This is a genomic window from Pseudarthrobacter quantipunctorum (assembly GCF_045291495.1).
GTDB lineage: Bacteria > Actinomycetota > Actinomycetes > Actinomycetales > Micrococcaceae > Arthrobacter > Arthrobacter quantipunctorum.
This window is the reverse complement of record NZ_CP148033.1, coordinates 2,101,533-2,128,042: the sequence shown is the minus strand read 5'-3', so window position 1 is coordinate 2,128,042 and position 26,510 is coordinate 2,101,533. Positions and strand designations below refer to the sequence as shown.

The window sequence follows — 26,510 nt, the reverse complement described above, 5'->3', positions numbered from 1 at the left end:
ACCATGCCGACCACCCTTAATCCCTACCTCAGCTTCCGCGACAACGCCCGCGAAGCCATGAATTTCTACCAGGCCGTTTTTGGCGGGGAGCTGACCCTGAGCACCTTCGGGGAATTCCAGGCCAGCGACGATCCTGCGGAGTCGGAGAAGATCATGCACGGCATGCTGACCACCACCCAGGGAATGGTGCTGATGGGCGCCGACACGCCCAACAGCATGGGCTACACGCCGGGGGCGTCCATTTCCATCTCCCTCAGCGGCGACGATGAAGCGGAGCTCCGCGGCTATTACGAGAAGCTCAGCGGCGATGGCGGGACGGTAACGGTGCCCATGGAGCAGTCGCCGTGGGGTGACATCTTCGGCATGTGCACGGACCGCTTCGGCGTGGCCTGGCTGGTCAACGTCAACAGTGCCCACGGCACCCCGGAAACGCGCCAGGACTGACTGGCAACTACGGAGGTTCACTGTTCCTGAGGGCCCCCGCCTCCTGAGTCCGGGGCCGGATTCTGACGTCGGGTCCGGGTTCTTGAGGAGGTTGCGGGGCGGTGCGAGGATGGACGCGTGGAATCCCTCTTTGAGTTCCTTGACGACAAATGGTGGCTGGTTTTCCCGGCGATCGCTTTTGCCGGGCACTGGGCAAACTCGCTCCGTAAAGCCGGTGAGCGGCGGCACCAGCGCCGGGTGGAGCTGTACAAGCTCAGGAACCAGGCCCGGGAGTCCGAACGGGCTTCCGCCGCGGACGTCGAAGCGCTCGTTGCCACCCACGACGCCATCAACAAGCGCTGGCTGGACTACGAACTGGACGTTGGGAAGCTCATTGATTTTCCGCTCATGACCGACGTCCGCGAACCGCTCACCGTCGCCTTCCTCCGGGCGAAAAGGGAAGCGGACGGCATGCGCCCGGATTCCGCTGCGGACATGGCTTCGCCAACGAGGCTGGAGGCCTACCGGAAGGCAGTCAACAGCTTCGCTGTGGCGCTGGACGTGGCCGAACGTGAAGCCCGGCGGATCAGGGACAGCAAGTTCACGGGCCTGGAACGTGAACGCCTTGCCACTGCCCGGCAGCTGCTCAGGATCGCCGGGGACCATGCCGCCACGCCAGCCGAGCGGCAGGCGGCCTACAAGCGCGCCCGCCGCGAGCTCGATGGCCTGATCGTCCTGCCCGATGCCGCGGTCGCCGCCCTCGAAGCGCAGGTGGCGCCAGGGCTGGACGCCGGCCGGGAACCGTCGGACTTCCGGCACCGCTAGGTTTCCTGGACTGCCGGCCGTGACCCGCACGCTCTACATCGATGTGGACGGCGTTATTTGTCCTTTCGGACCGGAGGGCGCCAGCGGTTGGGGATCCGGCTGGCAACATTCCGATGCGGGGCTCCTGCCCGTGGCCTACGCGCCGGAACTGGTGGACGCGCTGAACGGGATTGCCGCCATGGCAGGGGTGCGGTGCGTATGGCTTACAAGCTGGGAGGAACTCGCACCGCAGTATCTATGCCCCGCCATCGGCCTTAACGGGACCCAGTGGCCCTGCCTGACGGCGGATGGGGCGGGTACTGGCGCCGGCTGGTGGAAGCTTCGGGCCATCCAGGACGATGTTGAAAAGACCGGCCCGGAAGCCGTGGCCTGGATCGATGACCAGCTTGGGTTCGAGGCGGAGGCGCAGTTCTGGGCCAGGCTCCTTGGCCGCCGGATCCTGGCTTTGTCTCCGGACCCGAGGCACGGAATTTCGCCTGCCGAACTGCAGCAGGTGCGGTCGTTTCTGGTGCGGCCGTTGTTTTGACCTGATGGCGTGGACGCGTACGATCGATAGGGTTTCACGCCGGTTGTGTTAACGCCACAGGTCATTCCAAGCAAACAGCTGGTGAATTATGCTGTGCAAGGCAGCCGGGGGAGATGAAACTGCTGAACGTCGACTCTGCAGATTGGGCAACAGGTGGATATCACCTTCATGGTGGCGCTGGTCATCGCACTGGCACTATTTTTCGACTTCACGAACGGTTTCCATGACACCGCGAATGCCATGGCCACGCCCATTGCAACCGGCGCCATTAAGCCGAAGACCGCGGTGACCCTGGCGGCCATCCTGAACCTCGTGGGCGCCTTCCTGTCCACCGAGGTTGCCAAGACGGTCTCCGGCGGAATCATCCGTGAAGGCTCGGACGGGATCCAGATCACCCCGGACATCATTTTTGCCGGGCTCATGGGCGCCATTCTCTGGAACATGATCACATGGCTTAAGGGCCTGCCGTCGAGTTCCTCGCATGCGTTGTTCGGTGGTTTGATCGGCGCCGCTATCGCCGGCATCGGCTTCAACTCGATCAACCTCGAGGGCCTGATGCAAAAGGTCATCCTGCCTGCCATCTTCGCTCCGCTGATCGCCGGCATCGTCGCCTACGTCTGCACGCGCCTGGCCTACGCCCTGACATCCCGGCATGACCCGGAGACCGGCAGCAAGCTCACGCAGAAGCGCGGCGGCTTCCGCACCGGGCAGATTTTCACTTCAAGCCTGGTGGCCCTGGCGCACGGCACCAACGACGCGCAGAAGACCATGGGCATCATCACGCTGGTCCTCATCGCCGCCGGCACCCAGGAGACCGGCTCCGGGCCCCAGCTCTGGGTCATCGCCGCTTGTGCGTTTGCCATCGCCATCGGCACGTACGCCGGCGGATGGCGCATCATCCGCACCATGGGCGCCGGTCTCACCGAGGTGAAGCCCGCCCAAGGTTTCGCGGCCGAGACGAGCACCGCGTCCGCCATCCTTGCATCCTCGCACCTCGGTTTCGCGCTCTCCACCACCCAGGTGGCCTCCGGTTCCGTTATTGGATCCGGAATGGGCCGCAAAGGGACCAGCGTGCGGTGGAGCATGGTGGGCAAGATCGCCCTGGGCTGGCTCTTCACCCTCCCAGCCGCAGGCATCGTTGGTGCCCTGACCGCGCTGCTGGTGAAGACCGGCGTCATCGGCGTCCTGATCGCCGCCGTCGCCGGCACGGCAGCAGTCCTCTTTATGTTCTTCTACTCACGGAAGTCCGCCGTCGGCCACCACAACGCCATCGAGGTCGAGGAAGCCGGCCAGGCCGTGCGCTTCGCGAAGAAGAAGGCCATGGCGCGGGCCCGTGCCCATGCCAAAGCCAAGGCGCAGGCAAATGCTGACGCTGATGCCAACAACCAGAAGGAGACTCAGCGATGAAGTGGTTGGAACTCCTGACCGTTGCCGGCGCCACCCTGGCTGCTGCGGTAACAGTGGTGGTCCTGTACTCGCTCGGCGTGCGGCTCACGGCAATCGCCGCGGACGTCCAGCAGACATCCCCGGGCATCAAGCGGTCCCTTGCCTACATCTGCTTCGGCCTGTGCAGCCTGGCAGTCCTCTTCGGGCTGTACCTGATCATCCCCTACTTCTCCGGCTGACGAGGCCCCCTGGTGCCGCTGCGCCAGGGTGGACCTGGCTGGGCCTGAATCTCTGATCGAGGATGTTTTCTGCTCGGCCCGTGCATGGTCCACCCGCCTCTGGCAGGCGCTGGCGCGGTTGGCTAGGCTTGGCCCATGCCCCGCATCCAGTACTTTGTTGCCGCATCCCTGGACGGCTTTATTGCCACCCCCACTGACGACCTGGGCTGGCTCCTGCAGTTCGACGGTTTCGAGGGCGGCAAGGAAAGCTATGAGTCGTTCATGGCGGATGTGGGTTGCATCGTCATGGGTGGTGAAACCTATTCCTGGCTTCTGGAACACGAACCGGACAACTGGCCGTACCCGGACACCCCGTCCTACGTGTTCACCCACCACGAGTACACGGCGCCGTCGGGCTCTGACATAACGTTTGTCCGCGGGGACGTTACCGAATTCGCCGCGGACTTCGAACGGGACGCGGGCGGCAAGAACATCTGGGTGGTGGGCGGCGGCAACCTGGCAGCGCAGTTTGCTGCTGCCGGCCTGCTGGACGAAATCATCCTGTCTGTGATTCCCGTGGTGCTGGGAAGCGGCAAGCGGCTGCTTCCTCTGGAAGGGCCGACGGCGCCGCTTGAGCTGGTTGCCTCACGCACCATGGGCAGGGGCATCGTGGAGTTGCGGTATCGCCTGGACGGCCGCACGGCCGCCAGCACTACGTGACCGGCCGCGCAGGATCGCCACCTAAGTCCAGCCGCAGTAAGCAACAGCTGCAGCAGTCAGAGTGCATGGACCGCAGACGTTGAACCGGTGGACGACGCTATCGCCCAAGGGAGGTTCCCATACTGCGGACTTATTTTCGAGGCTGCTACCAATGCACTTGCCCGTGGACTGGACTGGCGGTCGTTCCGCTGGAGTCGAAAAACCGCTCCAGTTCGACTTCTGCCAGGGATAGCGGTCGATGAAACAGATTTGCGTGGCCGCCAGGCTCAGTGGGCATGGACGTACAGGGCGGCGGGCGGTGGGCCTGCCCCTTATGACGTTCCCGGGGTTTCAGGTGCGCGGGCAGGGCCGAAGAGACAGTTTCCGGCCAGTGGGGTGGTTCCCAGTCCTGGTGTTCGCTTTTGTAGTGCCGCCCGGACGGTGAGATCCAGCCGAGTGGTTCGTCCTTGGTGGCCGCTGTTGGTATCCACCCGCTGCTGTGTCGAAGTTTGTGGTGTTTCGGGCAGGGTTGTCCTAGGTTGCTGATCCCGGTGGTTCCGCCGTGCTGCCAGGCCAGGAGGTGGTCTGCCTCGTTATCCAGTGAGTTGTTGTTGCAGCCGGGGAAGGGGCATTTGCCGTCCCGCATCCGCAGCCAGTTCCGCATCGCTTTGGTAACCCGGTAGCTGGTCCGCCCGATTTCCAGCGGCGCCCCGTCCCGCGGATCGACGAGGACCCGGTGGAAGGAATCGGCACCGTTCGCGACCAGGTCCCTCGCCATGGACGCCGGGATCGGCCCGAAGCCGTCGAGCATGGCCGGCTCATCGGTCTCTCCCGTCAGGGAGAATACCGGCACGGTGACGAGGACCTGCGCACGGATCGTCGACGACAGCTCGGCGGGATCCGTCCCTGCACCCGCCCCGTCGCTGGTACCTGTGCTGTTGCCTGCAAGGACGCTGGACATGTCGTCACACCCGCGACTGGTACCGCCATTGCTGCCGCTGGTGAGGATCGCTTCGGCGAACTCGTCGGCCCGGGTCTGGGTGAGGGTGCGGGGTTCGTCGGGTCCCTGTGCGGCCCGGGCGAGGGCGTTGAGCCGGTTCCAGCCCGCCATGGCCTGATGGGCGGGGAGGTAGGCAGTGAGCCAGGCCATGCCGTCCTGGTCCGGCCGGTAGTCGACCCGCCTGGTCCGCCACAGCCTTAATGTGGCGTTTCTCGATGGAGTCTGTGTGGTGGCGTTCGCGCCAGGTGCGGGCTTTATGCCGGAGCCGGTGGGCGGGGATTTCCCCGACCGGGGCGGCGGTGGCGGGCCTGGGGGTGTCGGGGTCGAGGAAGTGGGCCTCGAGGGCCGCGGCGCCGGCGGGGTCGAGGGTGGCGGCCTCGTCCGCGAGGGCCAGGGCGTGCTGCCACGAGAGTGAACCTGCTTGCAGGGCGGAGAGGGTCAGGGGCAAGGTCGTGTCCAGGGCGTGGGACGTGGCCAGGAACGAGCTTGCGGCCCGCGGCCCGATGGCCAACACGGCCCCGATTTCCGCCGCGATGGCCATCTCCTGCGCCTGCACCGGCATCTCCGGTGCCAGGGCCTGGGCGGTGTCCGCGTACCTCATGGCGGCCCGGGCCTTCAGGCCTGCGAGCCCGGCTTCTGCCTCCCTGGCGCCGGCGAGGATGTCCAGGTTTCCATCGGCCAGCCCGGCCAACGGATCAGCAGCCGAAAACGGCTCCGCACCACACCCGTTCACCTCCACGTTGAGCACAAAAAGGGCGGCGCGGATGTCCGCAAACGCCTTCTCCACCACTTCCCTGCCCATGTACTAATCATCGGGGCAGGGTCTGACAATCACGGGTACCGCCCGCCGGCGCAAGATTTTGACTCCGTGGCGAAAAACTCGAGCAGTCACATCAAGGATGATGAGCCGTGAAGCTCCCGGGTTGATCTTTCCGCATCTGGCAACCTTTTGATGAAATTCCCGCCGCGTTCGCGGCACAACCGTGGAAGCTGTGGAGTCGTGTGCTGAGACCTTCCGGTGAATGGGCCGGCGATATAACGTAAATGGCGTGATCGTCCCGAAGAGTTCCCCGAATGCCGTGGCGGTCGCGGATCATTACGACGAGCTCGATCCGATTTATCGCCGGGTATGGGGTGAGCATGTCCATCACGGGCTATGGAGTACGGGTGGCGAGACGCCCGCCGAGGCCGTCGAGGCGCTAGTCGACTCGGTCGGTAGTCGGCTGCAGCTTCTGCCAGGCGAAGCGTGCGTCGACATCGGCTGCGGCTACGGTTCCACCGCAAGGCAGCTCGCGGTGGCACGAAGTGTCCGCGTCACCGGCTTTACGCTTTCCGCTGCGCAGGCCGACTACGCCGCCGCGCATCCCGTACCCGACGTGCACATCCATCTCCGCGACTGGCTGGCCAACGGGCTGCCCGATGCCTCGGCGAGTGCCGCATGGGCGATTGAGTCGAGCGAGCACATAGTGGACAAGCCCAGGTTCTTCGCCGAGGCGAACCGCGTGCTGTTGCCCGGCGGCCGCTTCGTCGTCTGCGCATGGCTCGCCGAGACCGATGCCGGCGGCTGGAAGGTCCGCCACCTGCTCGAACCGATCTGCCGCGAAGGGCGCCTGCCCTCGATGGGCACGCGCGAAGACTATGAGGCGATGGCCAGGGCGGCGGGATTTGCGATCGATGGCTATGAGGACGTCAGCCGCCGCGTCGCGCGCACTTGGACGATCTGCGCCCGTCGACTTGTGAAGGCCCTGCTCGCCGACCGCGAGACCCGTCGCCTCGCCCTTGGCGCACGCAATCGCATCTTTGTTCTGAGCATCCCCCGGCTGATCCTGGCCTACCGCACCGGTGCGATGCGCTATGGGATCTTCACGCTGTCGAAGGCAAGGGAAAACGGGGAGCCAGGCTAACCCTTACTCCTGCCGTGGTGGGACGTTGTCCCGGATCATATTGGTGATGCGTGCCGTTGAGAGCCGTCTGCCCTGCTCGTCTGTCATCACGATCTCGTGGGTGGCCAGTGTCCGGCCCAAATGGATGGCGGTGCACGTCCCCGTCACGGTTCCGGTAGCGATGGAGCGGTGATGGGTGGCGTTGACCTCAATGCCCACCGCATGGCGACCCGGCCCGGCGTGCATCCCGGCCGCGAAAGACCCCAGGGTTTCGGCCAGCACCACGTGCGCCCCGCCGTGCAGGATTCCTGCAACCTGCGTGTTGCCCTCCACCGGCATGGTGGCAACGCTGCGCTCGGGGCTCATCTCCTGGAACCGGATCCCCATTTTCACCACCAGTGCACCAATCCCGAACCGACCAAGCCAGGCGTGCAGGTGCTCAGGGATGCCGGCGGCGGAAAGCTCCTCGGCGAAGGGGCCGGGCGTGAAATTGTCCATCATGGCAACTAGGCTGGCACCTGTGAGTGAAACAACCAAACCGGCCCCTTTCCCGTCCCAAACCCTGCAGGAGGACAACGCCCCGCTGGGCTCAACCGCCCTCAAGGACGCTTCAGCCGGGGAAGGTGCAGGTCAGGACAATGTTGAGGTCCCGGCCGCCGCGTCTGTTTCAGCAACCGCTGCCCCCGTCGTTCCCATGACCGGCCAGCCGCGGCTCCTGGTCCTGGACGGCCACTCCATGGCATTCCGCGCTTTTTTTGCTCTCCCTGCGGACAAGTTCTCAACCACCAACGGGCAGCACACCAACGCGATCCATGGATTCACGTCCATGCTGATCAATCTCATCAAGGAGCAGCAGCCAACACACATAGCGGTTGCCTTTGACGTTTCCGACGAGTCCACCCACCGCAAGACCGAATACAGCGAATACAAGGGTGGCCGGAACGAAACCCCCCGGGAAATGAACAACCAGATCGACCTCATCGGCCAGGTCATGGAGGCCTGGGGCATCAAGACCATCAAAATGCCCGGGTATGAGGCTGACGACATCCTGGCCACCCTCGCGGCCATGGGTGAAAAGGCCGGGTATGAAGTGCTGTTGGTCTCGGGGGACCGCGACGCCTTCCAGCTCATCACGGACAACGTCTTTGTCCTGTACCCCAAGAAGGGCGTCAGCGATATTCCGCGGATGGACGCCGCCGCCATCGAGGCAAAGTACTTCGTCAGCCCCGGCAGGTACTCCGACCTCGCTGCACTGGTGGGCGAAACCGCGGACAACCTTCCGGGTGTGCCCGGCGTCGGGCCGAAGACCGCCGCCAAGTGGATCAACCTCTACGGGGGGCTTGAGGGCGTCCTGGAACACCTGGATTCCATTGGCGGCAAGGTGGGCGACGCACTGCGTGAGAATGTGGACGCAGTGAAGCGGAACCGCCGGCTGAACCAGCTCCATACGGACCTGGAACTCCCCGTCACACTCGATGACCTGTACCAGCCGCGCCCGGACCAGGCTGCACTTGAGGACCTCTTCGACAAGCTCGAATTCAAGACCATCCGCAACAGGCTCTTCGCGCTGTACGGCGATGAAGACAAGCCGGCCGCCGAGCGGGAAAGCATCGACACGCCGGAGTACGTCACCCCCGCCAATGCCGCGGAGTTGTCCACGTTCCTCGACGGCGGCGCAGGACAGCGTTCCGCGGTGGCCGTGGACCTGGTTCCCGGCCGTATCGGCGAGGACGCCGCAGCGCTGGCCATCGTCCGGGACGGCGCCGCCGCCTACATCGACCTCTCGGGGCAGGACGCCGAGACGGAGAACGTCCTGGCCGCGTGGCTGCGCGACCCCGCGTCCCCGAAAGTGCTGCACGGGTTCAAAGCCGCCCTTAAAGCCCTGACCTCCCGCGGGCTGGAGCTTGAAGGCGTAGTGGACGATACCTCCATCTCCGGCTACCTCATCCAGCCTGACCGGCGCACCTATGAACTCGCTGAGCTTGCCCAGCACCACCTGAACGTGGCCATCCCGGGCGCCACTGCCAAGGCAGGTCAGCTGGAGCTCTCCTTCGACGGCGAGGACGACGCCGCCGCCGATGCACTGGTCCAGGCCGCCGCCGTCGTCCTTGCCCTCAGCAGCTACTTCGAATCGGAACTGAAGGAGCGCCGCGCAGAGGAGCTCCTGTCCACCCTGGAGCTGCCGGTCAGCCGGGTCCTGGCGGACATGGAACTCGCCGGCATCGGCATCGACATGGCACGCATGGATGACCAGATCGCCGACCTGGCCAGGGTCATCGACCAGGCACAGGAACAGGCGTTCGCGGCGATCGGCCACGAGGTCAACCTGGGTTCGCCAAAGCAGCTCCAGACTGTCCTCTTCGAGGAACTCCAGCTGCCCAAGACCAAGAAGATCAAATCCGGCTACACCACAGACGCGGCGTCGCTGAAGAACCTCCTGGAGAAGACGGGGCACGAGTTCCTGGTCCAGCTGATGGCCCACCGGGAAGCCGCCAAACTGCGCCAGATGCTTGAGTCCCTGAAAAAGTCGGTGGCCGAGGACGGCCGCATCCACACCACGTACGCCCAGAACGTGGCGGCAACTGGCCGGATCTCCTCCAACAACCCCAACCTGCAAAACATCCCCATCCGCAGCGAGGAAGGCCGCCGCGTCCGTGGAATCTTCGTGGTGGGGGAAGGCTATGAATGCCTGCTGTCCGCCGACTACTCGCAGATCGAGATGCGCATCATGGCGCACCTGTCCGGCGACCAGGGCCTGATCCAGGCCTACAAGGACGGCGAGGACCTGCACAGGTTCGTCGGCTCAAACATCTTCCACGTGCCGACGGAAGAGGTCACCAGCGCCATGCGCTCCAAGGTGAAGGCGATGTCCTATGGACTGGCTTACGGCCTGACATCCTTTGGCCTGTCCAAGCAGCTGGAGATCTCCGTGGATGAGGCGCGCACCCTCATGAAGGACTACTTCGACCGGTTCGGCGCCGTCCGCGACTACCTCCGCGGAGTGGTGGACCAGGCACGCGTGGACGGCTACACGGCCACCATCGAGGGACGACGGCGGTACCTGCCGGACCTGACCAGCACGGACCGGCAGCTGCGCGAGAACGCCGAGCGGATCGCGTTGAACAGCCCCATCCAGGGCTCGGCGGCGGACATCATCAAGCGCGCCATGCTGGGCGTCCACGCTGAACTGAAGGCCCAGGGACTGAAATCGCGGATGCTGCTCCAGGTCCACGACGAACTGGTCCTGGAAGTCGCCACGGGCGAGCGCGCAGCCGTGGAGAAGCTGGTTACCGAGCAGATGGCCGCCGCAGCGGACCTCAGCGTTCCGCTGGAGGTCCAGATCGGCGTAGGTCCCAGCTGGTACGACGCCGGGCACTAAGCCCCGCGCAAGGCAGAAGAGGTGGGACGGAGAACCGTCCCACCTCTTCTGCGTTGCCGGCAGGTCCAGCCTCCCGGGCAGGGCTTGCTGTCAGATGTTCCTTGCTGACTCCCGCCGCTGCCTCAGCCGCTCCAGGAGATCGTGCTCAGCGTCCTCACCGGGAGTGATGCCGGAAGGGATGCGGAAGAGCAGCACCGCTCCGAGCACCCACCAGAGGCCAAAAAGGATCCACGGCGGCGGAGTAAGGGCAGCGGGCATGCCGGGCAGGTAGAGGCTGAGGAGTGCGACGCAGAGGATCACCGCGGTGACACCGATCATGATGCCCCCGTTGCCCTGTCCGCCTACGCGGAGCGGGCGGTCCATTCCCGGCTCGCGCCGGCGCAGGATCACAAACACCACGGCAACCAGGATGTAGGCGATGACAATGCTGGGCGCCCCTGAATCCACCAGCCAGCCGAGCATCGACACGCCAAAGAACGGCGCCAGGAAGGACAGGACACCGATGAATACGAGCGCGTTGGCCGGAGTGCGGTACTTCGGATGCAGCTTGCCGAACCATGCAGGCAGCATGCCGGAGCGCGCCATCGAGAACATCAGGCGGGAGGCGCCCAGAAGCAGCGAGTTCCACGAGGTCAGGATGCCTGCGATTCCACCGGCAATCAGGATCTTCGCCATCACGTCACTGCCGAACAGCGCGCCCATGGCATCGGCAGTGGCAATATCGGCCTGCGCTATCTCGCCGGCGGGCATCGCCGAGGACGTGGTCAGGACGGTCATGACGTACCAGATGGTTGCGAGGATGACGGCGACGACGACGAGCCGGCCTAACTGCCGTGCCGGGATGTTCACTTCTTCGGCTGACTGGGGGATGACGTCGAAACCTACGAACAGGAACGGGACAACCACCAGGACGGCGAAGTAGCCGTTCAGGCCCCCCGTGAAGAACGGCTCCATGTTCGTCGCCGACCCTCCAACGAAGGAACCGAACACCAGCATCAGGCCGATGACCAGCAGGAAGACCACCACGAAAGTCTGGGCAACGCCCGCAAGCTTCACGCCGAGGATGTTGATTCCCGTGATCACCACCGCCGCTACGGCCCCCACCAGCGCCCAGGTCAGGTGGACCTGGTAGCCGGCCACTTCCCACAGGGGGATCTGGCTGAGGTTCGGGAAGAGGTATTGCGCTGTCCGGGGCAGGGCCACGGCCTCAAAGGCAACGATGGTGATGTAGCCTCCGGTGATGGCCCAGGAGCCGATGAAGGACCAGCGCGGGCCCATCCCGCGGAGCAGGAAGTTGTGTTCACCGCCCGCCTTCGGCATGGCCGCGGTCAACTCGGCGTAGGTCAGGCCCACCACGCCCATGATGGCGCCACCGGTGATCATTGCCAGGACGGCTCCCATGGTGCCGGCCGATGCAATCCAGCCGCCGGTGAGGACCACCCAGCCGAAACCGATCATGGCTCCAAAGCCGAGCGCAAGGGCGTCCCAGTTGCCCAGGACTTTCAGCAGGGATGCGTCCGGCGTTTTTTCCGCTTCAGAAACTTGCATGTGTCCTCGCTAGGGTCGGGTACTGCGGGCAGAAATGTCGCGTGGGCCCAAACCGCATGTCCCACGTATGTGAAACGCGTCACTTCTTGCTCTAACTTAGACCCCCAAGGCTGCCCGCGCACTGTGCCTTGGCTCAGGATGCTGCAGCCGTATTTGGGCGGGATGCCGACGGCGGGTGCCTGCACATGAGCTTCGGCCGGGGAGCGTGGGTGACTGGTGAAGGCCGCCGGCCGTGGCTAGGCTCGTACCCGTGGCTGATGTGAGTGGCAACTATGAAATCCGGCGCTTCGCCGCAGTGGCCGAGGGCAAGGACGGTTACGCGGAGGCGGAAGCGTGGTCCCGTGCCGTGTCTTTCGGGTTCCACGAATCCACCAGGACACCCAAGCACGTGGCAAAATCGCTCGCCACGTACGAGGCTGACGGCCGCGTGCTCACCGGCGTCTACCAGGCCGGGGCGGTGGCACCGTGCTCCATGCCGGCAACGGTGCCGGTGGCCACGTTCGCGACCTTCCGCAAAACCTTGAATATCGGATTTGGCCGGATGCTGGAGTCCCAGCTGGTCACGTCGGTGACCGTCCGGACTTCCCACCGGCGGCGCGGCCTGTTGCGGCGCATGATGAGCGAGGACCTGCGACTCGCCAAGGACGACGGCATCGCCATGGCTGCCCTGACCGCCTCGGAGGGGAGCATCTACGGCCGCTTCGGTTACGGCGTCTCAAGCTTTGAGCGCGCAGTCAAGGTGGACACCACCGCGCGCTTCAACCTGCGGCACCTGCCTTCGGGAAGCGTGGAGATTGCAGATCCCAAAGCCCTGCTGCAACTGGCGCCAAAGGTCTTCGAACGGGTGCACCGGCTTACCCCCGGGTCCATCGGCCGGCAGGACTGGTACCGGCAGCTTGCATCCGGATCCCTGGCCCGCGACGGCAAGGAGGACCCGGCCATCAAGGTTGCACTCCACTACGGTCCGGGCGGCGACATTGACGGCTATGTCTCCTACAAGTTCCTCGGCTGGGACACCGAGCCCTACACGGTGGAAGTAGTGGACCTGCTGGCCGGCAGCAATGATGCCTACCTGGAGTTGTGGCAGTTCCTGGGCGCCATCGACCTGGTGGAGCGCGTCTCGTGGAACGAAGCACCCATTGACGATCCGCTGGCCTGGGCACTCGAGGACCCGCGCTGCATCGATTCATCGGACAGCCGGGACATGCTGTGGCTCCGCATCCTCGATGCTGCCAAGGCGCTGGAAGCCCGGCACTACCCCGTGGACGGACGGCTTGTTTTCGCCGTTGCGGATCCGCTCGGCCTCACGGCGGGAAAGTACGCCCTGAACATCGATGGCGGCCAGGCCGCCGTCGAACGCCTGCCGGACAGTGCCCAGGCGGACCTTGCGCTGGATGTCTCCGCCCTGTCCTCGATGTACCTTGGCGGGGTGTGTCCCGTCACGCTGGCCGCGGCGGGGCGGCTCACGGAGAACAGCCCCGGCGCTGCACTGAAAGCGCGGCAGATGTTCGCGGTTGAGCGGGCAACGCATTGCCTCACGCACTTCTAGGACTTCTGCTGGTCCCTGGCCCTGCATAACAGTGTCATTCCGCGGCAATACGGCGGAGAGTATGGTGGGCACTGCAGGCACCTCCGGTCCGGGACCAGCCGGGCGCTTGCCGACAGCTGGGCAATCGATTTGGACCTATTGTGGGACGGACGCCATGGCGGTGGGATTCGGGAATTGGTCGTCGTGGCTCCGGGAATGGTCCCAATCCCTGGGCGTGGGCCTGGCCATGGTCACCCTGGCCTCCTCCCTGATTGCCGTGCCGCTGTCTGCTGCCGGGCAACTGAATCTCGCGGACGGCCAGGTGACCGCCTGGGTGATGACCATCTACACCGTTCCCTGTGTGCTGGGCATCGTCCTGACGCTCCACTTCCGCCAGCCCCTGCTCCTGACGGGCAACATCTTCGTACTGATCTTCATCGTGTCCCTCCAGGGGAGGGTGCCGTTTGCCGAACTTGCGGGCGCCTCCCTGGTGGCAGGGGCCGCAGTGGTGGCCATTTCCGCACTCGGGCTGACGGATCACCTGGCGCGGCTGATCCCCGAACCCGTTGTGGTTGGCCTCCTGGCAGGATCCACGCTGCCATTCGTCGCCGGCGTCTTCACGGGTATGGGCTCGGAGCCGGCAGTGGTGGGCGCAGCCTTCCTGGCCTATATCCTTGGCCGGAAGTACATGGAAAGCCGGGTGCCGCCGATCTTCCTTGCACTCGCGGTGGGGATTGGGGCTGCTGCCGTCCTGGGCAAGTTTGGCGGTGCGGCCGCTGGTGTTGGGCCGTCGCTTCCGCTGCTTACTGTTCCCGTCTTTACGTGGAGTGCGATCCTGACGGCAACCCCCGTGATGGTGGTGCTCATTGTCCTCCAGTCCAACGTCCCCTCGTTGATCTTCCTGCGGGGTGAACAGTACCGGCCGCCGGCCCGGCTGTTGGACTACGTGAGCGGTGCGGGGACCATGGCTGCATCATTCCTGGGCCCGGCGGGCGTGTCGCTGTCCCTGCCCGCGACAGCCATGGTGGCAGGCGCCGACGCCGGTCCGCACCAGTACCGGCACAGGGCCGTGGTCCTGGCGTATGCCGTGTTCCTGGCCCTTACCCCCTTGGCGGTCTTCGCTGCCGGCGCTGCCGGCGTCCTGCCGCTTGAGCTGCTGGTGGCCATTGCGGGGCTTGCGGTGATCGGTGTCCTGGCCATGGCCCTCCGCCGGATCAGCAGCGGCCCGCTCACCCACGGGCCGCTGGTGGCTTTTGCCGTCGCCGTCTCGGATGTGTCAATGCTCGGACTTGGCCCTTACTTCTGGTCCCTGCTGTTTGGTGTTGCCGTGTCCTGGATCCTTGAACGGGACGGCATCGGTGAACTCCGGTTGCGGATCAAGGACTGAACCCCCTCCGGGGCGCACCTCGCTTTGACCCCCGTAACGGGCAACGACTAGAATGAACAGGCGTGTGTTACGTGTGCCCAGCTTTGGTTGCATGTCAACACCGCGCAATCAGGATGACCCGGCAAATCCGCCGCGCTCCGCCTCCAGGTCAGTACCCGGAAGTGGTGGTCGCCTGATCAACTAACTATCCACAACGGAGCCCCTACTACATGACCATCACCTCCACCGAGAAGCCCGGTACCCCCGTAGTCGCCATTAACGACATCGGTACCGCTGAGGACTTCCTCGCAGCTGTCGACGCCACCATCAAGTACTTCAACGACGGAGACCTCGTCGAAGGTACCGTCGTCAAGGTCGACCGCGATGAAGTCCTGCTCGACATCGGTTACAAGACCGAAGGTGTCATCCCCTCCCGTGAGCTGTCCATCAAGCACGATGTTGATCCCGGAGACGTCGTCTCCGTTGGCGATCAGGTCGAAGCCCTGGTGCTCACCAAGGAAGACAAAGAAGGCCGCCTGATCCTCTCCAAGAAGCGCGCTCAGTACGAGCGTGCCTGGGGCGACATCGAGAAGGTCAAGGAAGAAGACGGTGTTGTCACCGGTACCGTCATCGAGGTCGTCAAGGGTGGTCTTATCCTCGACATCGGCCTGCGCGGCTTCCTGCCCGCATCCCTCGTCGAGATGCGCCGTGTGCGCGACCTGGCTCCGTACATCGGCCAGCAGATCGAAGCCAAGATCATCGAGCTGGACAAGAACCGCAACAACGTTGTTCTGTCCCGCCGTGCATGGCTCGAGCAGACCCAGTCCGAGGTCCGCTCCACGTTCCTCAACAAGCTGGAAAAGGGCCAGGTCCGTCCCGGCGTCGTTTCCTCCATCGTCAACTTCGGTGCCTTCGTGGACCTGGGCGGCGTAGACGGCCTGGTTCACGTTTCCGAGCTGTCCTGGAAGCACATCGACCACCCGTCCGAGGTTGTCGAGGTTGGCCAGGAAGTCACCGTCGAGGTTCTCGAGGTGGACCTGGACCGCGAGCGTGTTTCTCTGTCGCTCAAGGCTACGCAGGAAGATCCGTGGCAGACCTTCGCCCGCACCCACGCCCTCGGCCAGGTTGTTCCGGGTAAGGTCACCAAGCTCGTTCCGTTCGGTGCGTTCGTTCGCGTCGAAGACGGCATCGAAGGCCTGGTGCACATTTCCGAGCTGGCCGTCCGCCACGTGGAGCTGGCCGAGCAGGTTGTCTCCGTTGGCGACGAGCTGTTCGTCAAGGTCATCGACATCGACCTCGAACGCCGCCGCATCTCGCTGTCCCTCAAGCAGGCCAACGAAGGCGTCGACGCCGACAGCACCGAATTCGATCCGGCTCTGTACGGCATGGCCGCAGAGTACGACGAAGAGGGCAACTACAAGTACCCCGAGGGCTTCGATCCCGAGTCCAACGAGTGGCTTGAAGGCTACGAGAACCAGCGCGCCGCCTGGGAGCAGCAGTACGCTGACGCCCAGACCCGCTGGGAAGCCCACAAGAAGCAGGTTGCCCAGCACGCTGCCGACGACGCTGCAGCTGCAACGTCCGGTGACAGCGATTCCGGCACCACCAGCTACTCCTCGGAGCCGGCTGCTGAGTCCAACACCGGTGCAGGCACGCTTGCATCCGACGAGGCCCTCGCTGCCCTGCGCGAGAAGCTGACCGGCAACTAATTGCCGCCGGCCCGGTTTTCCGGGCAAACGCAACAGACCCCCTGCCCACAGGCAGGGGGTCTGTTGCGTTAACGCAACTGCATCAACCGTCAGCCGCGCGTTGCTGGGCGCGCCTTAAAGTTCGACGACGGCGCGGACCGTCCCGTCGTCGTCGTGCGTCAGGACGGCCCCGGCGGAGGCCAGGAGGTGCTGGGCGCCGAGGTTGCCCGCCAGGGTGCGGGCTGTGACCCGGGAAAGCCCCGCCCTCCGGGCCTCCTCCAGCACCAGGCGCAAAGCGGCGCCGCCCACGCCCCGGGACCGGAAGCTGCGGCCAAGCCAGATCCCGGTATCAGCCACCGCGCCGCCAGGTCCGGATTCCGCGGTGCCGGATGTGCTGCGGCGCAGCCGGATGGATCCGGCGAGGCGGCCATCGGCAAGGATTCCCCACGTCTTCTCCCCGGCCTCCCCGCCGAGGCCATGCGCCGCAGCCCGGTGGTAGCCCAGGAACCAGGCGGTCCGTTCCAGGTTCCACCCCGGGCCGCCCAGCGGCGGAGCCACTTCATCGGGGGAAGCATCGCGCTTTGCCAGGGCGAGGAGGTTGTCCAGGACGGCCTCATCCACGTCCACCAGGGACACCTCAGGGGAGCGGGACATCCACCCACTCCGTTCCCGCGGCCACCAGCGTGGCACCACCGGCCGTCAGCAACTGCACCCGCTCCGCGGCGTCCGCAATTGCACCGGCGTCATCCGGGACCGCCACCTGCAGGACGGCGTGCCGCGCTTCATAGCTGGTGCCGGCCATGACCAGCCCTGCGGCCCGCAGGTCGTTCTCGAGCTTCCCCGCCGCGGCGTGCGGCACCTCCACCGAGCAGATCCGGAGGCGGCTGCGGCGCACCAGCGGCGCCAGGGAAAGCGCCGAAGACACGGATTCGGAGTACGCACGCACCAGTCCGCCCGCCCCGAGCAGGACACCGCCAAAGTATCGGACGACGACGGCGCTGACGTCACTGAGGTCGGCCGCCCCGGGCGTCGTCTCCCGCTTGGCCAAGGCTTCCAGCATGGGAACGCCCGCTGTCCCGGACGGTTCGCCGTCGTCATTGGAACGCTGGATGCCCCGGTCGGGCCCGATGATGAATGCCGAGCAATGATGGCGGGCGTCGTGGAACTCGCGGCGGAGGCCGGCCACCAGGTCCCGCGCCGCGTTCTCGCTGTCTGCCCGGCGCAGCACCGTAATGAACCGGGAACGCTTGATCTCCAGCTCGTGGCGGAAATCGGAGCCCGGCGCCAGCGTGGTGTAACTGGTGGCCCTGCTCTCTTCCCCTTGCACCCGCCCAAGTCTAGGCCCAGGCCGCCCAAAGGATTAAGGCCCGGTTAAGGGGCCAGCGGGATTCTTGGAACACCAGGAGTTGGGCCCGGCGCAGGCCTGAACCACATTGGCTCAGGAAAACCATGCCATTCGTAGTGAGTGGCACCGCACGAAAGGAGCAGTACAGTGTTCACGCTCAAGACAAATCACCGCGTTTCGGCCCACAAAGCCGGACCGGCGGGCATGGAGAACGGGACGTCTGCGGGGGCGAAAAGAGGGAAGTTTGCCATTTCCATCGCAACTGTAGCCGCAGCCTGTCTTTCAGGAGCAGTGCTTGCAATGCCGGCGCATGCCGCTACGACGATGGATGACACCGGACTGCAGGTAGCCACTACAGCCGCACCTTACAGTGAAGAGGAAATCCGAAGCCTGCAGCAGCGTGGTGACTTTGCTGGCGCCAGTTCACGAATCACAGCCAACCAATACGCCATGGGCCATATGTACCAGAACAACTAAACGACGCCCTGGTCGAGGGCGACGGCAGGCCTTTAGTGCTGGCGGTCTCCCCGGGCAGGGCGTTTTTGCGCCGACGTTCATTCAGGAGCCGGACCAACTTCGCGGCGGAGCGGCAATTGGCGCGGCCAGGATCCCGGCGAAGGTTCAGCAGACGCACCCTGCCCCCGGCCAGGGGGAGGGCGGGCGGGGATTAGTGTGGTGGAGTGCTGAAGATCGGGTTGACGGGTGGAATCGCCTCAGGGAAGTCAGTTGTTGCTTCGCGGCTGCGCGAACGCGGTGCGGTGCTGGTGGACGCGGACGCCCTGGCCCGCGATGTGGTGGAACCGGGTACCGAGGGCCTGGACCGCATCGTCGCCGAGTTCGGCAGGGACGTCCTGGACGCTGCCGGGCGGCTTGACCGCCCCAAACTTGGCGCGCTGGTGTTTGGAAGCCCTGAGCGGCTCGCTGTCCTGAACGGCATCGTCCACCCCCTGGTCCGTGCACGCGCCGCGGGCATTGCGGCTGCCGCGGCCGAAGACTCCGTGGTGGTGCAGGACATCCCGCTGCTGGTGGAAACCGGCCAGGGCAGCGACTTCCATCTGGTGGTGGTGGTGGACGCCCCGGACGGGACCAGGCTGCAGAGGATGCTGGAGCACCGCGGCATGACGGAGGACTCTGCACGCTCCCGCATGGCCGCGCAGGCAACGCGGGAGGAACGGCTGGCAGCGGCGGACGTCGTCCTCGACAACTCGGGCAGCATTACGGACCTGGTGGGCCGCGTGGACCGGTTGTGGGAGGAGCGCCTGGAACCTTTCGCCCGGAACCTCTCGGCGGGAGTACGGGCAGGGCGCCCCGGGGGTCCGGAACTGCTGCCCTCCCAGCCGGCATGGCCCCGCGATGCGCGGCGGCTGATGGACCGCATAACCAAAGCCCTGGCCGCCGGGCATCAGGATGCAGTGCTTGGGCTGGACCACATCGGCTCCACCTCCGTTCCCGGGCTGGACGCCAAGGACGTCATCGACCTCCAGCTGGCCGTACCGGACCTGGAGGCAGCCGACGCGCTTGCCCCGGCCCTGGCCGCTGCAGGTTTCCCGGCGGTCCCGGGAAACACGGCTGATACTCCGAAGCCCGCCCACCCGCGGCCTGAGGACTGGCAAAAGCGGTTCCACGCGAACGCCGATCCAGGGCGGGCGGTAAACCTGCACGTCAGGGCAGCCGGCTCGGCCGGGTGGCGGTTCGCCCTCTGCTTCCGGGACTGGCTGAGGGCCGATCCGGAGGCGGCTGCTGAGTACCTGGCCCTCAAGCACCGGCTTGCTGCCGCCCATGCCGGCGATGGCTCCACGGACGGCTACGCAGCGGCCAAGGAGGACTGGTTCACGGCCGCGGAAGAACCCCTGGAACGGTGGGTTGAACGCTCGGGCTGGCACCCGCCGTCGTACGCTTCCTGACGCGTTCGCGGCCGTGTTCGCCCGTAACGGATTGGGCCCTTGACTGTCGGTGCCCGGTTGTAGATTAGATCCATGAGCCTTGCGCAGGATATCAACCGTGTTGTAGCACCCTTTGAGGTCATCAGCGAGTTCAAGCCGGCGGGCGACCAGCCCGCGGCCATCGCCGAACTGACCGAGCGCATCAGGAACGGCGAAAAGGACGTTGTGCTGCTCGGCGCCACCGGAACCGGTAAGAGCGCCACCACGGCCTGGCTGATCGAACAGGTCCAGCGGCCCACCCTGGTGATGGTCCAAAACAAGACCCTCGCCGCCCAGCTGGCCAACGAATTCCGCGAACTGCTGCCCAACAATGCGGTGGAGTACTTCGTCTCCTATTACGACTACTACCAGCCGGAAGCGTACGTGGCGCAGACGGACACCTTCATCGAGAAGGACTCGTCCATCAATGAGGAAGTCGAAAGGCTCCGCCACTCCGCCACCAACGCCCTGCTGACCCGCCGGGACGTCATTGTGGTGGCGACGGTGTCCTGCATCTACGGCCTCGGCACGCCGGAAGAGTACATCGCCGGTATGGTCACGCTCCGCAAGGGCGCGGAGATGAACCGGGACCACCTCCTCCGGAAGTTCGTCGCCATGCAGTACGCCCGTAACGACATGGACTTCCACCGTGGCACGTTCCGGGTCCGCGGGGACACCGTGGAGATCATCCCGATGTACGAGGAACTGGCCATCCGGATCGAGTTCTTCGGCGACGAGATCGAGAACATCCAGACGCTCCACCCGCTCACCGGCGAGGTGATCCGGGACGAAGAGGAAATGTACGTCTTCCCGGCTTCCCACTACGTGGCCGGGCCAGAGCGCATGGCCAGGGCCATCAAGCGCATTGAGGACGAGCTCGCCGACAGGCTCAAGGTGCTGGAAGGCCAGAACAAACTCGTGGAAGCGCAGCGCCTCCGCATGCGGACCAACTATGACCTGGAAATGATGCAGCAGATGGGTTTCTGCAACGGCATCGAGAACTATTCCTCGCACATTGACGGCCGCGCCCCCGGAACAGCCCCGCACTGCCTCCTTGACTACTTCCCGGACGACTTCCTGCTGGTGGTGGACGAATCCCACGTGACCATCCCGCAGATCGGTGCGATGTACGAGGGCGACATGTCCCGCAAGCGGAACCTGGTGGACTTCGGCTTCCGCCTGCCCTCGGCCATGGACAACAGGCCGTTGAAGTGGGACGAGTTCCTCCAGCGCATTGGCCAGACCGTGTACCTGTCCGCCACGCCCGGCAAGTACGAGCTCGGCAAGGCGGACGGTTTCGTGCAGCAGATCATCCGGCCTACCGGACTCATCGATCCCGAGGTGGTGGTCAAGCCCACCAAGGGCCAGATCGATGACCTGCTGGGGGAGATTAAGACCCGAACCGCCAAGGATGAGCGCATCCTTGTTACCACCCTGACCAAACGGATGGCGGAGGACCTCACCGACTACCTCCTGGGCCACGGCATCAAGGTGGAGTACCTGCACTCCGACGTGGACACCCTGCGCCGCGTTGAGCTGCTGCGCGAACTCCGGATGGGCAAGTTCGATGTCCTGGTGGGCATCAACCTGCTTCGAGAGGGCCTGGACCTGCCGGAGGTGTCGCTGGTCAGCATCCTGGACGCTGACAAGGAAGGCTTCCTCCGCTCCTCAACCTCGCTGATCCAGACCATCGGCCGTGCAGCCCGTAACGTCTCCGGGCAGGTGCACATGTACGCTGACCGCATCACGGACTCCATGGCACATGCCATCGACGAGACCAACCGGCGCCGCGCCATCCAGGTGGCCTACAACACCGAGCACGGTGTGGACCCGCAGCCGCTGCGGAAGAAAATCGCGGACATCACGGACCAGCTGGCCAAGGAAGACGCTGATACCCAGGAGCTGCTCAAGAACAACAGGCTCGCCAAGGGCGGCAAGCGGAAGTCCGCAGCCAAGGGTGCCGCGCAGGTGCGTTCCGACGGCCTCGCAGCAGCCCCGGCCGAGGACCTCGTGGGGCTGATCGAACAGTTGACGGAGCAGATGCACGGTGCTGCCGCCGAACTGCAGTTCGAAGTTGCGGCCAGGATCAGGGACGAAGTCAGCGAGCTGAAGAAGGAGCTGCGCCAGATGCAGGCGGCGGGGCACGCCTGACACAAAGGTAACGGGGACGGGCAGCATGGAGGACTGCGGTACAGTTAAGGTCACGTAGGGGAGTATCCCGAGCGCTACGATCGTCAACACGCAGGGCATAGTTGCCCGGCCGGGCGTAGCGGGCCGCCATTCCAGCACCAAGTGCACCGGCAGGCCGGAGAGACTTACACCGCATCTCTGTACCCTGCGAAAGGCTACCCTGTGCTCGAATTGCCCGTGTGGTTCGAAGTCGGCTCACTTGTCGTCCTCGGCCTTATCCTCCTGATCGACCTTCTCTTGGTGGTCCGGCGCCCCCATGAACCCTCCATGAAGGAAGCCGGACTCTGGGTAGCGTTTTACGTCAGCCTCGCCCTGGTGTTCGCCGGGGCCATGTTTGCCTTCACCGGCCCTGAATACGGCGGCCAGTTCGTCGCCGGCTGGGTGACGGAATACAGCCTCAGCATCGACAACCTGTTTGTCTTCATCATCATCATGGCCCGCTTCTCCGTACCCCGGAAGTACCAGCAGGAAGTTCTGATGGTGGGCATCATCATCGCCCTGATCCTGCGCGGCATCTTCATCCTGCTCGGCGCCATCGTGATCGAGCAGTTCAGCTGGGTGTTCTACATCTTCGGTGCGTTCCTGCTGTGGACGGCCTGGAAGCAGGCCCAGGATGAGGGCGAAGACGAAGAAGACCGGGAAAACCCGCTCATCGCCAAGATCCGCAAGGTCATCCCCATGTCGGAGAAGTTCGACGGCGGCAAGCTGCGCACCACCGTGGACGGCAAGAAGGTCTTCACCCCGATGCTGATCGTGTTCATCACCATCGGCCTCACGGACCTGCTGTTCGCCGTCGACTCCATCCCCGCAATCTTCGGCCTCACCCAGAGCCCGTTCATCGTGTTCACGGCCAATCTGTTTGCGCTGATGGGCCTGCGCCAGCTGTACTTCCTGCTGGGTGGCCTGATGAACCGCCTGATCTACCTGAAGCACGCGCTGTCCTTCATCCTGGCCTTCATCGGCGTCAAGCTCGTCCTGCACGCCATGCACGTGAACGAACTGCCGTTCATCAACGGCGGGCAGCACATCGAATGGGCTCCCGAAATCCCCACGTTCGTGTCCCTGGCTGTCATCGTTGGCACCATTGTGATCGCCGTGATCGCCAGCCTTATCAGTTCCAAGGCCAAGGAATCGCACCTTGACCCCCGCCTCGAAGAGGACATCCGGAAGAGCCACAGCGACGCCGAGTAGCCTCTCCTTCCGTTTCCATCAAGCAATCCCGGCCGCAGTGCGGCCGGGATTGCCTGCTTTAAACCAGTCCTGCTGCGCGGTCCCGTGGCGACTATGCTCGGTGCATGGGTCCAATCCTGATGACGGAACAAGGGGTGCGCCACGTGCAGCGGCGCACCGTGGCGCTGCTGGGCACGGCCCAGGTCTTTGGCGGTATTGGTACCGGCGCCACCGTGTCCATCGGGTCGATCCTCGCCGTCGAACTGTCAGGCTCCAGCGCTTGGGCGGGTGCCGTGGCCACGGTGATGACGCTTGGCGCGGCGCTGGCAGCGCTGCCTCTTGCCGCCCTGGCAGACCGCCGGGGACGCCGGATCGGCCAGGTTGCCGGGCTGTCAGCGGCGTTGGCGGGGGCGGTGTTGATGGTGCTCGCGGTGGTGTCCGGCCTCTTCCTCCTGCTGGTACTGGGCGCGGCAGGCATCGGAGTGGGCAGCGCGGCCAGCCTGCAGGCGCGCTTCGCCGCAGTGGACCTTGCCGAACCTGAACACCGTGGCCTGGCACTGTCTACGGTCGTATGGGCAGTAACCATCGGCGCCGTCGCCGGACCCAACCTGATCCAGCCAGGCACTGTGGTGGGCCAGGCGCTGGGCCTTCCGCCCGTTGCGGGGCCCTTCGTGATTTCCGGTGCCGGGCTGCTCCTGGCCGCCGTCCTGCTCTTTGTTGGGCTCCGGCCGGATCCATTGCTGCTGGCCAGGGAACTCGCCGCCCGGCAGGCGGGCGAGGACTCGCGGGCTGCCCAGGACACCCAGGCCGTGCAGGACAAGCAGGCCGTGCAGGACAAGCAGGCCGTGGAGCCCCTGGCGGCGCCGGGGGTGGACAGCCGTGCAGGTACCCGCCCTGCCGGGCAGGCCCTGCACGACGGCGGCACGCTGGCCCGCGGCCTGCGCGCCATCCGCGCCTCCCGGACTGCGCTCCTTGCTGTGGCGGCCGTCGTCGGGGCCCATGCTGTCATGGTGGGCGTGATGTCCATGACGCCCCTGCACCTGCAGGAGCTGGTGGAGGGGCCGGGCGCCAGCCATGCAGACCACACCGCGTCCGGCGACGTACTGGTGATCATCGGATTCACCATCTCGCTGCATATCGCCGGCATGTTCGCCCTGTCGCCGGTGATGGGATGGCTGACGGACAAGGCGGGCAGGGCGCAGACGATCATGATCGGGTTCTGCCTGCTCATAACCGCCGTGGCTGTCGCCGGGTTCGGCCAGGCATCCACTGCAGCCGTGGCGGTGGGCCTGGTCCTGCTTGGCCTGGGCTGGTCCGCGGCAACCGTGTCCGGCTCCACGCTGCTGGCCGAAAGCGTCGGTCAGGACTCCCGGGTTGCGGTCCAAGGCGTGTCGGACATGCTTATGGGCGCTGCCGGCGCCGTGGGCGGGGCAGTGTCCGGCCTGGTCCTCAGCTGGATCGGATACCTGGGACTTAACCTCCTTGGAGGTGCGGTGGGCGCAACTGTCCTGGCTGCGGCTTTCCTGACCATCGTGGGGGCACGGCGGCAGTCAGCGGCCGCCTGACCGTGCCATGCCGAGGAGCCGGGCGAAGATCCCTTCCCCGTCGTCGGCAATTCCGTCATGGTGGAAGTCCGCGGACTCCCACACCTGCAGCCCGCGCACGGCGGATGCCGTTTCCAGGGACAGCTTCCGGTCCACATAGATGTCGTCCGAGTAGACGGCGGCGGCCACCGGAACGGTGTTGGCTGCCAACTGCTCGCGGTCGTAGAGCGGTTTCCAGTCCTCTTTGGCGGCAAGCAGGTCCGCCACTTCCCGGAGGGGCCGTAGTGCCGGGTCCTGCTCGAAATACCATGGATAGACCATCTCGCCGGTCAGCAGCAGCGGCTCCGCGTCCGGCCTGAACTCGGGATACTCGTCAAGGACGCGCCAGGCCGCCCAGTTGGTGGCCTGCCCCTGGCCGTAGATTGACTCGTGCATGAGTGCGTAGAGCGGATTGGAGCGGCGCGAGACGATGCCCTGCACCTGGTCCAGGAAGGCGTCGGAAAGCCGTGGGCCTCCGGCGGTTTCCGTGAAGGCGTCCTCCAGCAGGTGGTGTAGGCTGTCCACCCTGGTGTTGCCGCCCAGGAAAGCACCCACCATCTGGAAGCGCTCCACGGTGAGCGGGCCGCCGTCGGGCAGGAATTCCGGGGTGTGCCGCAGGTGGCGGGCAATCCGCTCAACAGTGGGTCGGTCCTCCGGGTACCAGTCGAAGTACTCGGCGTTCCGGGCGGCCACGCGCTGGAACGTTGCGCTGTAGACCTCGTCGGCCGGACCGGCCAGGGGCCCAAGGCCGCCGGTGACCAGCACTTCCCGGAGGCCCTCCGGGGCAAAGGACAGGTAGGTCAGGGCACAGAAGCCACCGTAGCTCTGCCCGTAGACCGTCCACGGGGCTGCCCCCAGGGCTTCCCGGACCAGCTCGGCATCGGCCACGATGGAATCGGCGCGGAAGTGTTCCAGGTACGCGGCCTGGTCCGCGGCCGGGCCGCGACGCGGAAGCGTGTTCCGGTCAATGGGCGAGGAGAGTCCGGTGCCCCGCTGGTCCAGCATCAGGATCCGAAAGTCCTTGGCGGCCGCCTTGCTCCAGCCTCCCAGGGATCCGAACCTGTTGCCCCGCCCGCCCGGGCCGCCCTGGAGGTACAGCAGCCACGGAAGCTCCGCGGCCTGTTCCTCCGAATGCGCTGCCGAGACATACTCGCGGGCAAAAACGGTGATGGTTTCGGCGTCGGGGGAGTTGCTGGAATGGTCCAGCGGCACCGTGAAGAAATGCTCTGCGGTACGCATGCCACGGAACGCATGCCGGGCCCTGACCTCGTGCTGTACCCGCGCCGCCGGGCGGGCCGGAGCCGGCATCCTTGCGTCAGCCATTGGCGCGGGCCGGGACGGCGCTGCCGAACTGTTCAAGCGCCTGGCCGGTCAGCCGGAACGTGGACCAGCCGTCCATGGGCCTGGCGCCAAGGCTGCGGTAGAAATTGATGGACGGCTCGTTCCAGTCAAGGACGCTCCATTCCACCCTCGCGTACCCGTTGTCCACTGCGGTGGCGGCCAGGTGCTGGAGCAGGGCCTTACCGTGTCCTTCCCCCCGGGCCTCCGGACTGACGTAAAGGTCCTCCAAATAAATGCCGTGAACGCCTTCCCAGGTGGAATAGTTCAGGAACCACAAGGCGAAACCCTGGACTTCCCCTGCCCCGTTTTCCGCCATGGCTGCGAACACGCGCGGGTTCTCACCGAACAGCACCTCCTGGAGCATTTCCGGAGTGTTCCGGACCGCGTCCGGCTCCTTCTCGTAGTGCGCCAGTTCGTGGATCATCCGAAGGATTGCGGGAACGTCTTGCCGGTTTGCGGGGCGGATTACACTCATTGTTCGAGCTTACCG

At 65.4% G+C, this 26,510-nt stretch carries 22 protein-coding genes and 1 pseudogene; 16 read left to right on the top strand and 7 right to left on the bottom strand.

What is annotated here, in order from left to right:
* The first annotated feature begins 3 nt into the window (after positions 1-3).
* The 6 genes from WHH00_RS09840 (at position 4) to WHH00_RS09815 (ending at position 4,098) form a co-directional block, all read left to right on the top strand.
* Positions 4-444 carry a VOC family protein gene (locus WHH00_RS09840; RefSeq protein WP_406638399.1) on the top strand — a complete coding sequence of 147 codons (441 nt, stop codon included), beginning with the start codon at positions 4-6 and terminating at the stop codon, positions 442-444.
* Positions 445-561: 117 nt separating this feature from the next.
* Positions 562-1,248: a hypothetical protein gene (locus tag WHH00_RS09835; RefSeq protein WP_406638397.1), complete on the top strand. Its 687-nt coding sequence runs from the start codon at positions 562-564 to the stop codon at positions 1,246-1,248.
* A gap of 19 nt (positions 1,249-1,267) precedes the next feature.
* On the top strand, positions 1,268-1,774 hold the full coding sequence (locus WHH00_RS09830) for an HAD domain-containing protein (RefSeq protein ID WP_406638395.1): 507 nt from the start codon (positions 1,268-1,270) through the stop codon (positions 1,772-1,774).
* A gap of 153 nt (positions 1,775-1,927) precedes the next feature.
* Positions 1,928-3,181: an anion permease gene (locus WHH00_RS09825; RefSeq protein ID WP_406638393.1), complete on the top strand. Its 1,254-nt coding sequence runs from the start codon at positions 1,928-1,930 to the stop codon at positions 3,179-3,181.
* Complete coding sequence (locus tag WHH00_RS09820; protein ID WP_066275545.1) at positions 3,178-3,399, top strand: hypothetical protein; 222 nt, start codon at positions 3,178-3,180, stop codon at positions 3,397-3,399. Before WHH00_RS09825 ends, WHH00_RS09820 begins: the two co-directional genes overlap by 4 nt.
* A gap of 135 nt (positions 3,400-3,534) precedes the next feature.
* Positions 3,535-4,098, top strand: coding sequence for a dihydrofolate reductase family protein (locus WHH00_RS09815; protein ID WP_406638390.1), 564 nt, complete (start codon positions 3,535-3,537; stop codon positions 4,096-4,098).
* A gap of 145 nt (positions 4,099-4,243) precedes the next feature.
* Here WHH00_RS09815 and WHH00_RS09810 read toward each other — a convergent pair.
* A pseudogene (locus WHH00_RS09810) lies at positions 4,244-5,879 on the bottom strand (DUF222 domain-containing protein).
* Between the two features lie 247 nt (positions 5,880-6,126).
* Between WHH00_RS09810 and WHH00_RS09805 the strand changes: the two are divergent.
* The gene (locus tag WHH00_RS09805; protein WP_406638388.1) at positions 6,127-6,981 is read left to right on the top strand and encodes a class I SAM-dependent methyltransferase; all 855 of its coding nucleotides are present in this window, start codon (positions 6,127-6,129) and stop codon (positions 6,979-6,981) included.
* 3 nt (positions 6,982-6,984) lie between these two features.
* Here the strand turns inward: WHH00_RS09805 and WHH00_RS09800 are convergent, their stop codons facing one another.
* The gene (locus tag WHH00_RS09800; RefSeq protein WP_406638386.1) at positions 6,985-7,461 is read right to left on the bottom strand and encodes a hotdog fold thioesterase; all 477 of its coding nucleotides are present in this window, start codon (positions 7,459-7,461) and stop codon (positions 6,985-6,987) included.
* A gap of 193 nt (positions 7,462-7,654) precedes the next feature.
* Between WHH00_RS09800 and polA the strand changes: the two genes are divergently transcribed.
* The gene (gene polA / locus WHH00_RS09795; protein WP_406638550.1) at positions 7,655-10,339 is read left to right on the top strand and encodes a DNA polymerase I; all 2,685 of its coding nucleotides are present in this window, start codon (positions 7,655-7,657) and stop codon (positions 10,337-10,339) included.
* Between the two features lie 90 nt (positions 10,340-10,429).
* Here the strand turns inward: polA and WHH00_RS09790 are convergent, their stop codons facing one another.
* Complete coding sequence (locus tag WHH00_RS09790) at positions 10,430-11,887, bottom strand: APC family permease (protein ID WP_406638384.1); 1,458 nt, start codon at positions 11,885-11,887, stop codon at positions 10,430-10,432.
* A gap of 259 nt (positions 11,888-12,146) precedes the next feature.
* Between WHH00_RS09790 and WHH00_RS09785 the strand changes: the two genes are divergently transcribed.
* The 3 genes from WHH00_RS09785 (at position 12,147) to rpsA (ending at position 16,490) form a co-directional block, all read left to right on the top strand.
* On the top strand, positions 12,147-13,436 hold the full coding sequence (locus tag WHH00_RS09785) for a GNAT family N-acetyltransferase (RefSeq protein ID WP_406638548.1): 1,290 nt from the start codon (positions 12,147-12,149) through the stop codon (positions 13,434-13,436).
* A gap of 160 nt (positions 13,437-13,596) precedes the next feature.
* A complete protein-coding gene (locus WHH00_RS09780) occupies positions 13,597-14,802 on the top strand; it encodes a benzoate/H(+) symporter BenE family transporter (RefSeq protein ID WP_406638382.1) in 1,206 nt (401 codons plus the stop codon).
* 209 nt (positions 14,803-15,011) lie between these two features.
* Positions 15,012-16,490 carry a 30S ribosomal protein S1 gene (gene rpsA, locus WHH00_RS09775; RefSeq protein WP_188808985.1) on the top strand — a complete coding sequence of 493 codons (1,479 nt, stop codon included), beginning with the start codon at positions 15,012-15,014 and terminating at the stop codon, positions 16,488-16,490.
* 114 nt (positions 16,491-16,604) lie between these two features.
* Here rpsA and WHH00_RS09770 read toward each other — a convergent pair whose 3' ends face one another.
* Entirely contained in the window at positions 16,605-17,123 is a 519-nt protein-coding gene (locus tag WHH00_RS09770; RefSeq protein WP_406638380.1) for a GNAT family N-acetyltransferase, read from the bottom strand.
* A complete protein-coding gene (locus WHH00_RS09765; RefSeq protein WP_406638378.1) occupies positions 17,107-17,796 on the bottom strand; it encodes an IMPACT family protein in 690 nt (229 codons plus the stop codon). The genes WHH00_RS09770 and WHH00_RS09765 overlap by 17 nt, the downstream gene beginning before the upstream one ends.
* Before the next feature lie 165 nt (positions 17,797-17,961).
* Between WHH00_RS09765 and WHH00_RS09760 the strand changes: the two genes are divergently transcribed.
* From WHH00_RS09760 to WHH00_RS09740, 5 genes are all read left to right on the top strand, one after another.
* Entirely contained in the window at positions 17,962-18,291 is a 330-nt protein-coding gene (locus tag WHH00_RS09760; protein WP_406638376.1) for a hypothetical protein, read from the top strand.
* A 203-nt stretch (positions 18,292-18,494) separates the two neighbouring features.
* Positions 18,495-19,718, top strand: coding sequence for a dephospho-CoA kinase (gene coaE, locus WHH00_RS09755; protein ID WP_406638374.1), 1,224 nt, complete (start codon positions 18,495-18,497; stop codon positions 19,716-19,718).
* A 72-nt stretch (positions 19,719-19,790) separates the two neighbouring features.
* Entirely contained in the window at positions 19,791-21,887 is a 2,097-nt protein-coding gene (gene uvrB / locus WHH00_RS09750; RefSeq protein WP_406638372.1) for an excinuclease ABC subunit UvrB, read from the top strand.
* A gap of 201 nt (positions 21,888-22,088) precedes the next feature.
* Positions 22,089-23,117, top strand: a complete 1,029-nt coding sequence (locus tag WHH00_RS09745; RefSeq protein ID WP_350002365.1) for a TerC family protein — start codon at positions 22,089-22,091, stop codon at positions 23,115-23,117.
* Between the two features lie 104 nt (positions 23,118-23,221).
* On the top strand, positions 23,222-24,661 hold the full coding sequence (locus WHH00_RS09740; RefSeq protein ID WP_406638370.1) for an MFS transporter: 1,440 nt from the start codon (positions 23,222-23,224) through the stop codon (positions 24,659-24,661).
* Here WHH00_RS09740 and WHH00_RS09735 read toward each other — a convergent pair.
* A complete protein-coding gene (locus WHH00_RS09735) occupies positions 24,647-26,002 on the bottom strand; it encodes an alpha/beta fold hydrolase (RefSeq protein WP_406638368.1) in 1,356 nt (451 codons plus the stop codon). The genes WHH00_RS09740 and WHH00_RS09735 overlap by 15 nt on opposite strands.
* Positions 25,995-26,495 carry an N-acetyltransferase family protein gene (locus tag WHH00_RS09730; protein ID WP_406638366.1) on the bottom strand — a complete coding sequence of 167 codons (501 nt, stop codon included), beginning with the start codon at positions 26,493-26,495 and terminating at the stop codon, positions 25,995-25,997. Before WHH00_RS09730 ends, WHH00_RS09735 begins: the two co-directional genes overlap by 8 nt.
* Positions 26,496-26,510: the final 15 nt, after the last annotated feature.

Bases quoted from the DNA above. Each gene is read 5' to 3' on its own strand.
- WHH00_RS09840 (WP_406638399.1), top strand. From the start codon at position 4: ATGCCGACCACCCTTAATCCCTACCTCAGCTTCCGCGACAACGCCCGC.
- WHH00_RS09820 (WP_066275545.1), top strand. From the start codon at position 3,178: ATGAAGTGGTTGGAACTCCTGACCGTTGCCGGCGCCACCCTGGCTGCT.
- WHH00_RS09815 (WP_406638390.1), top strand. From the start codon at position 3,535: ATGCCCCGCATCCAGTACTTTGTTGCCGCATCCCTGGACGGCTTTATT.
- WHH00_RS09800 (WP_406638386.1), bottom strand. From the start codon at position 7,461: ATGATGGACAATTTCACGCCCGGCCCCTTCGCCGAGGAGCTTTCCGCC.
- polA (WP_406638550.1), top strand. From the start codon at position 7,655: ATGACCGGCCAGCCGCGGCTCCTGGTCCTGGACGGCCACTCCATGGCA.
- WHH00_RS09790 (WP_406638384.1), bottom strand. From the start codon at position 11,887: ATGCAAGTTTCTGAAGCGGAAAAAACGCCGGACGCATCCCTGCTGAAA.
- rpsA (WP_188808985.1), top strand. From the start codon at position 15,012: ATGACCATCACCTCCACCGAGAAGCCCGGTACCCCCGTAGTCGCCATT.
- WHH00_RS09770 (WP_406638380.1), bottom strand. From the start codon at position 17,123: ATGTCCCGCTCCCCTGAGGTGTCCCTGGTGGACGTGGATGAGGCCGTC.
- uvrB (WP_406638372.1), top strand. From the start codon at position 19,791: ATGAGCCTTGCGCAGGATATCAACCGTGTTGTAGCACCCTTTGAGGTC.
- WHH00_RS09740 (WP_406638370.1), top strand. From the start codon at position 23,222: ATGGGTCCAATCCTGATGACGGAACAAGGGGTGCGCCACGTGCAGCGG.
- WHH00_RS09735 (WP_406638368.1), bottom strand. From the start codon at position 26,002: ATGGCTGACGCAAGGATGCCGGCTCCGGCCCGCCCGGCGGCGCGGGTA.
- WHH00_RS09730 (WP_406638366.1), bottom strand. From the start codon at position 26,495: ATGAGTGTAATCCGCCCCGCAAACCGGCAAGACGTTCCCGCAATCCTT.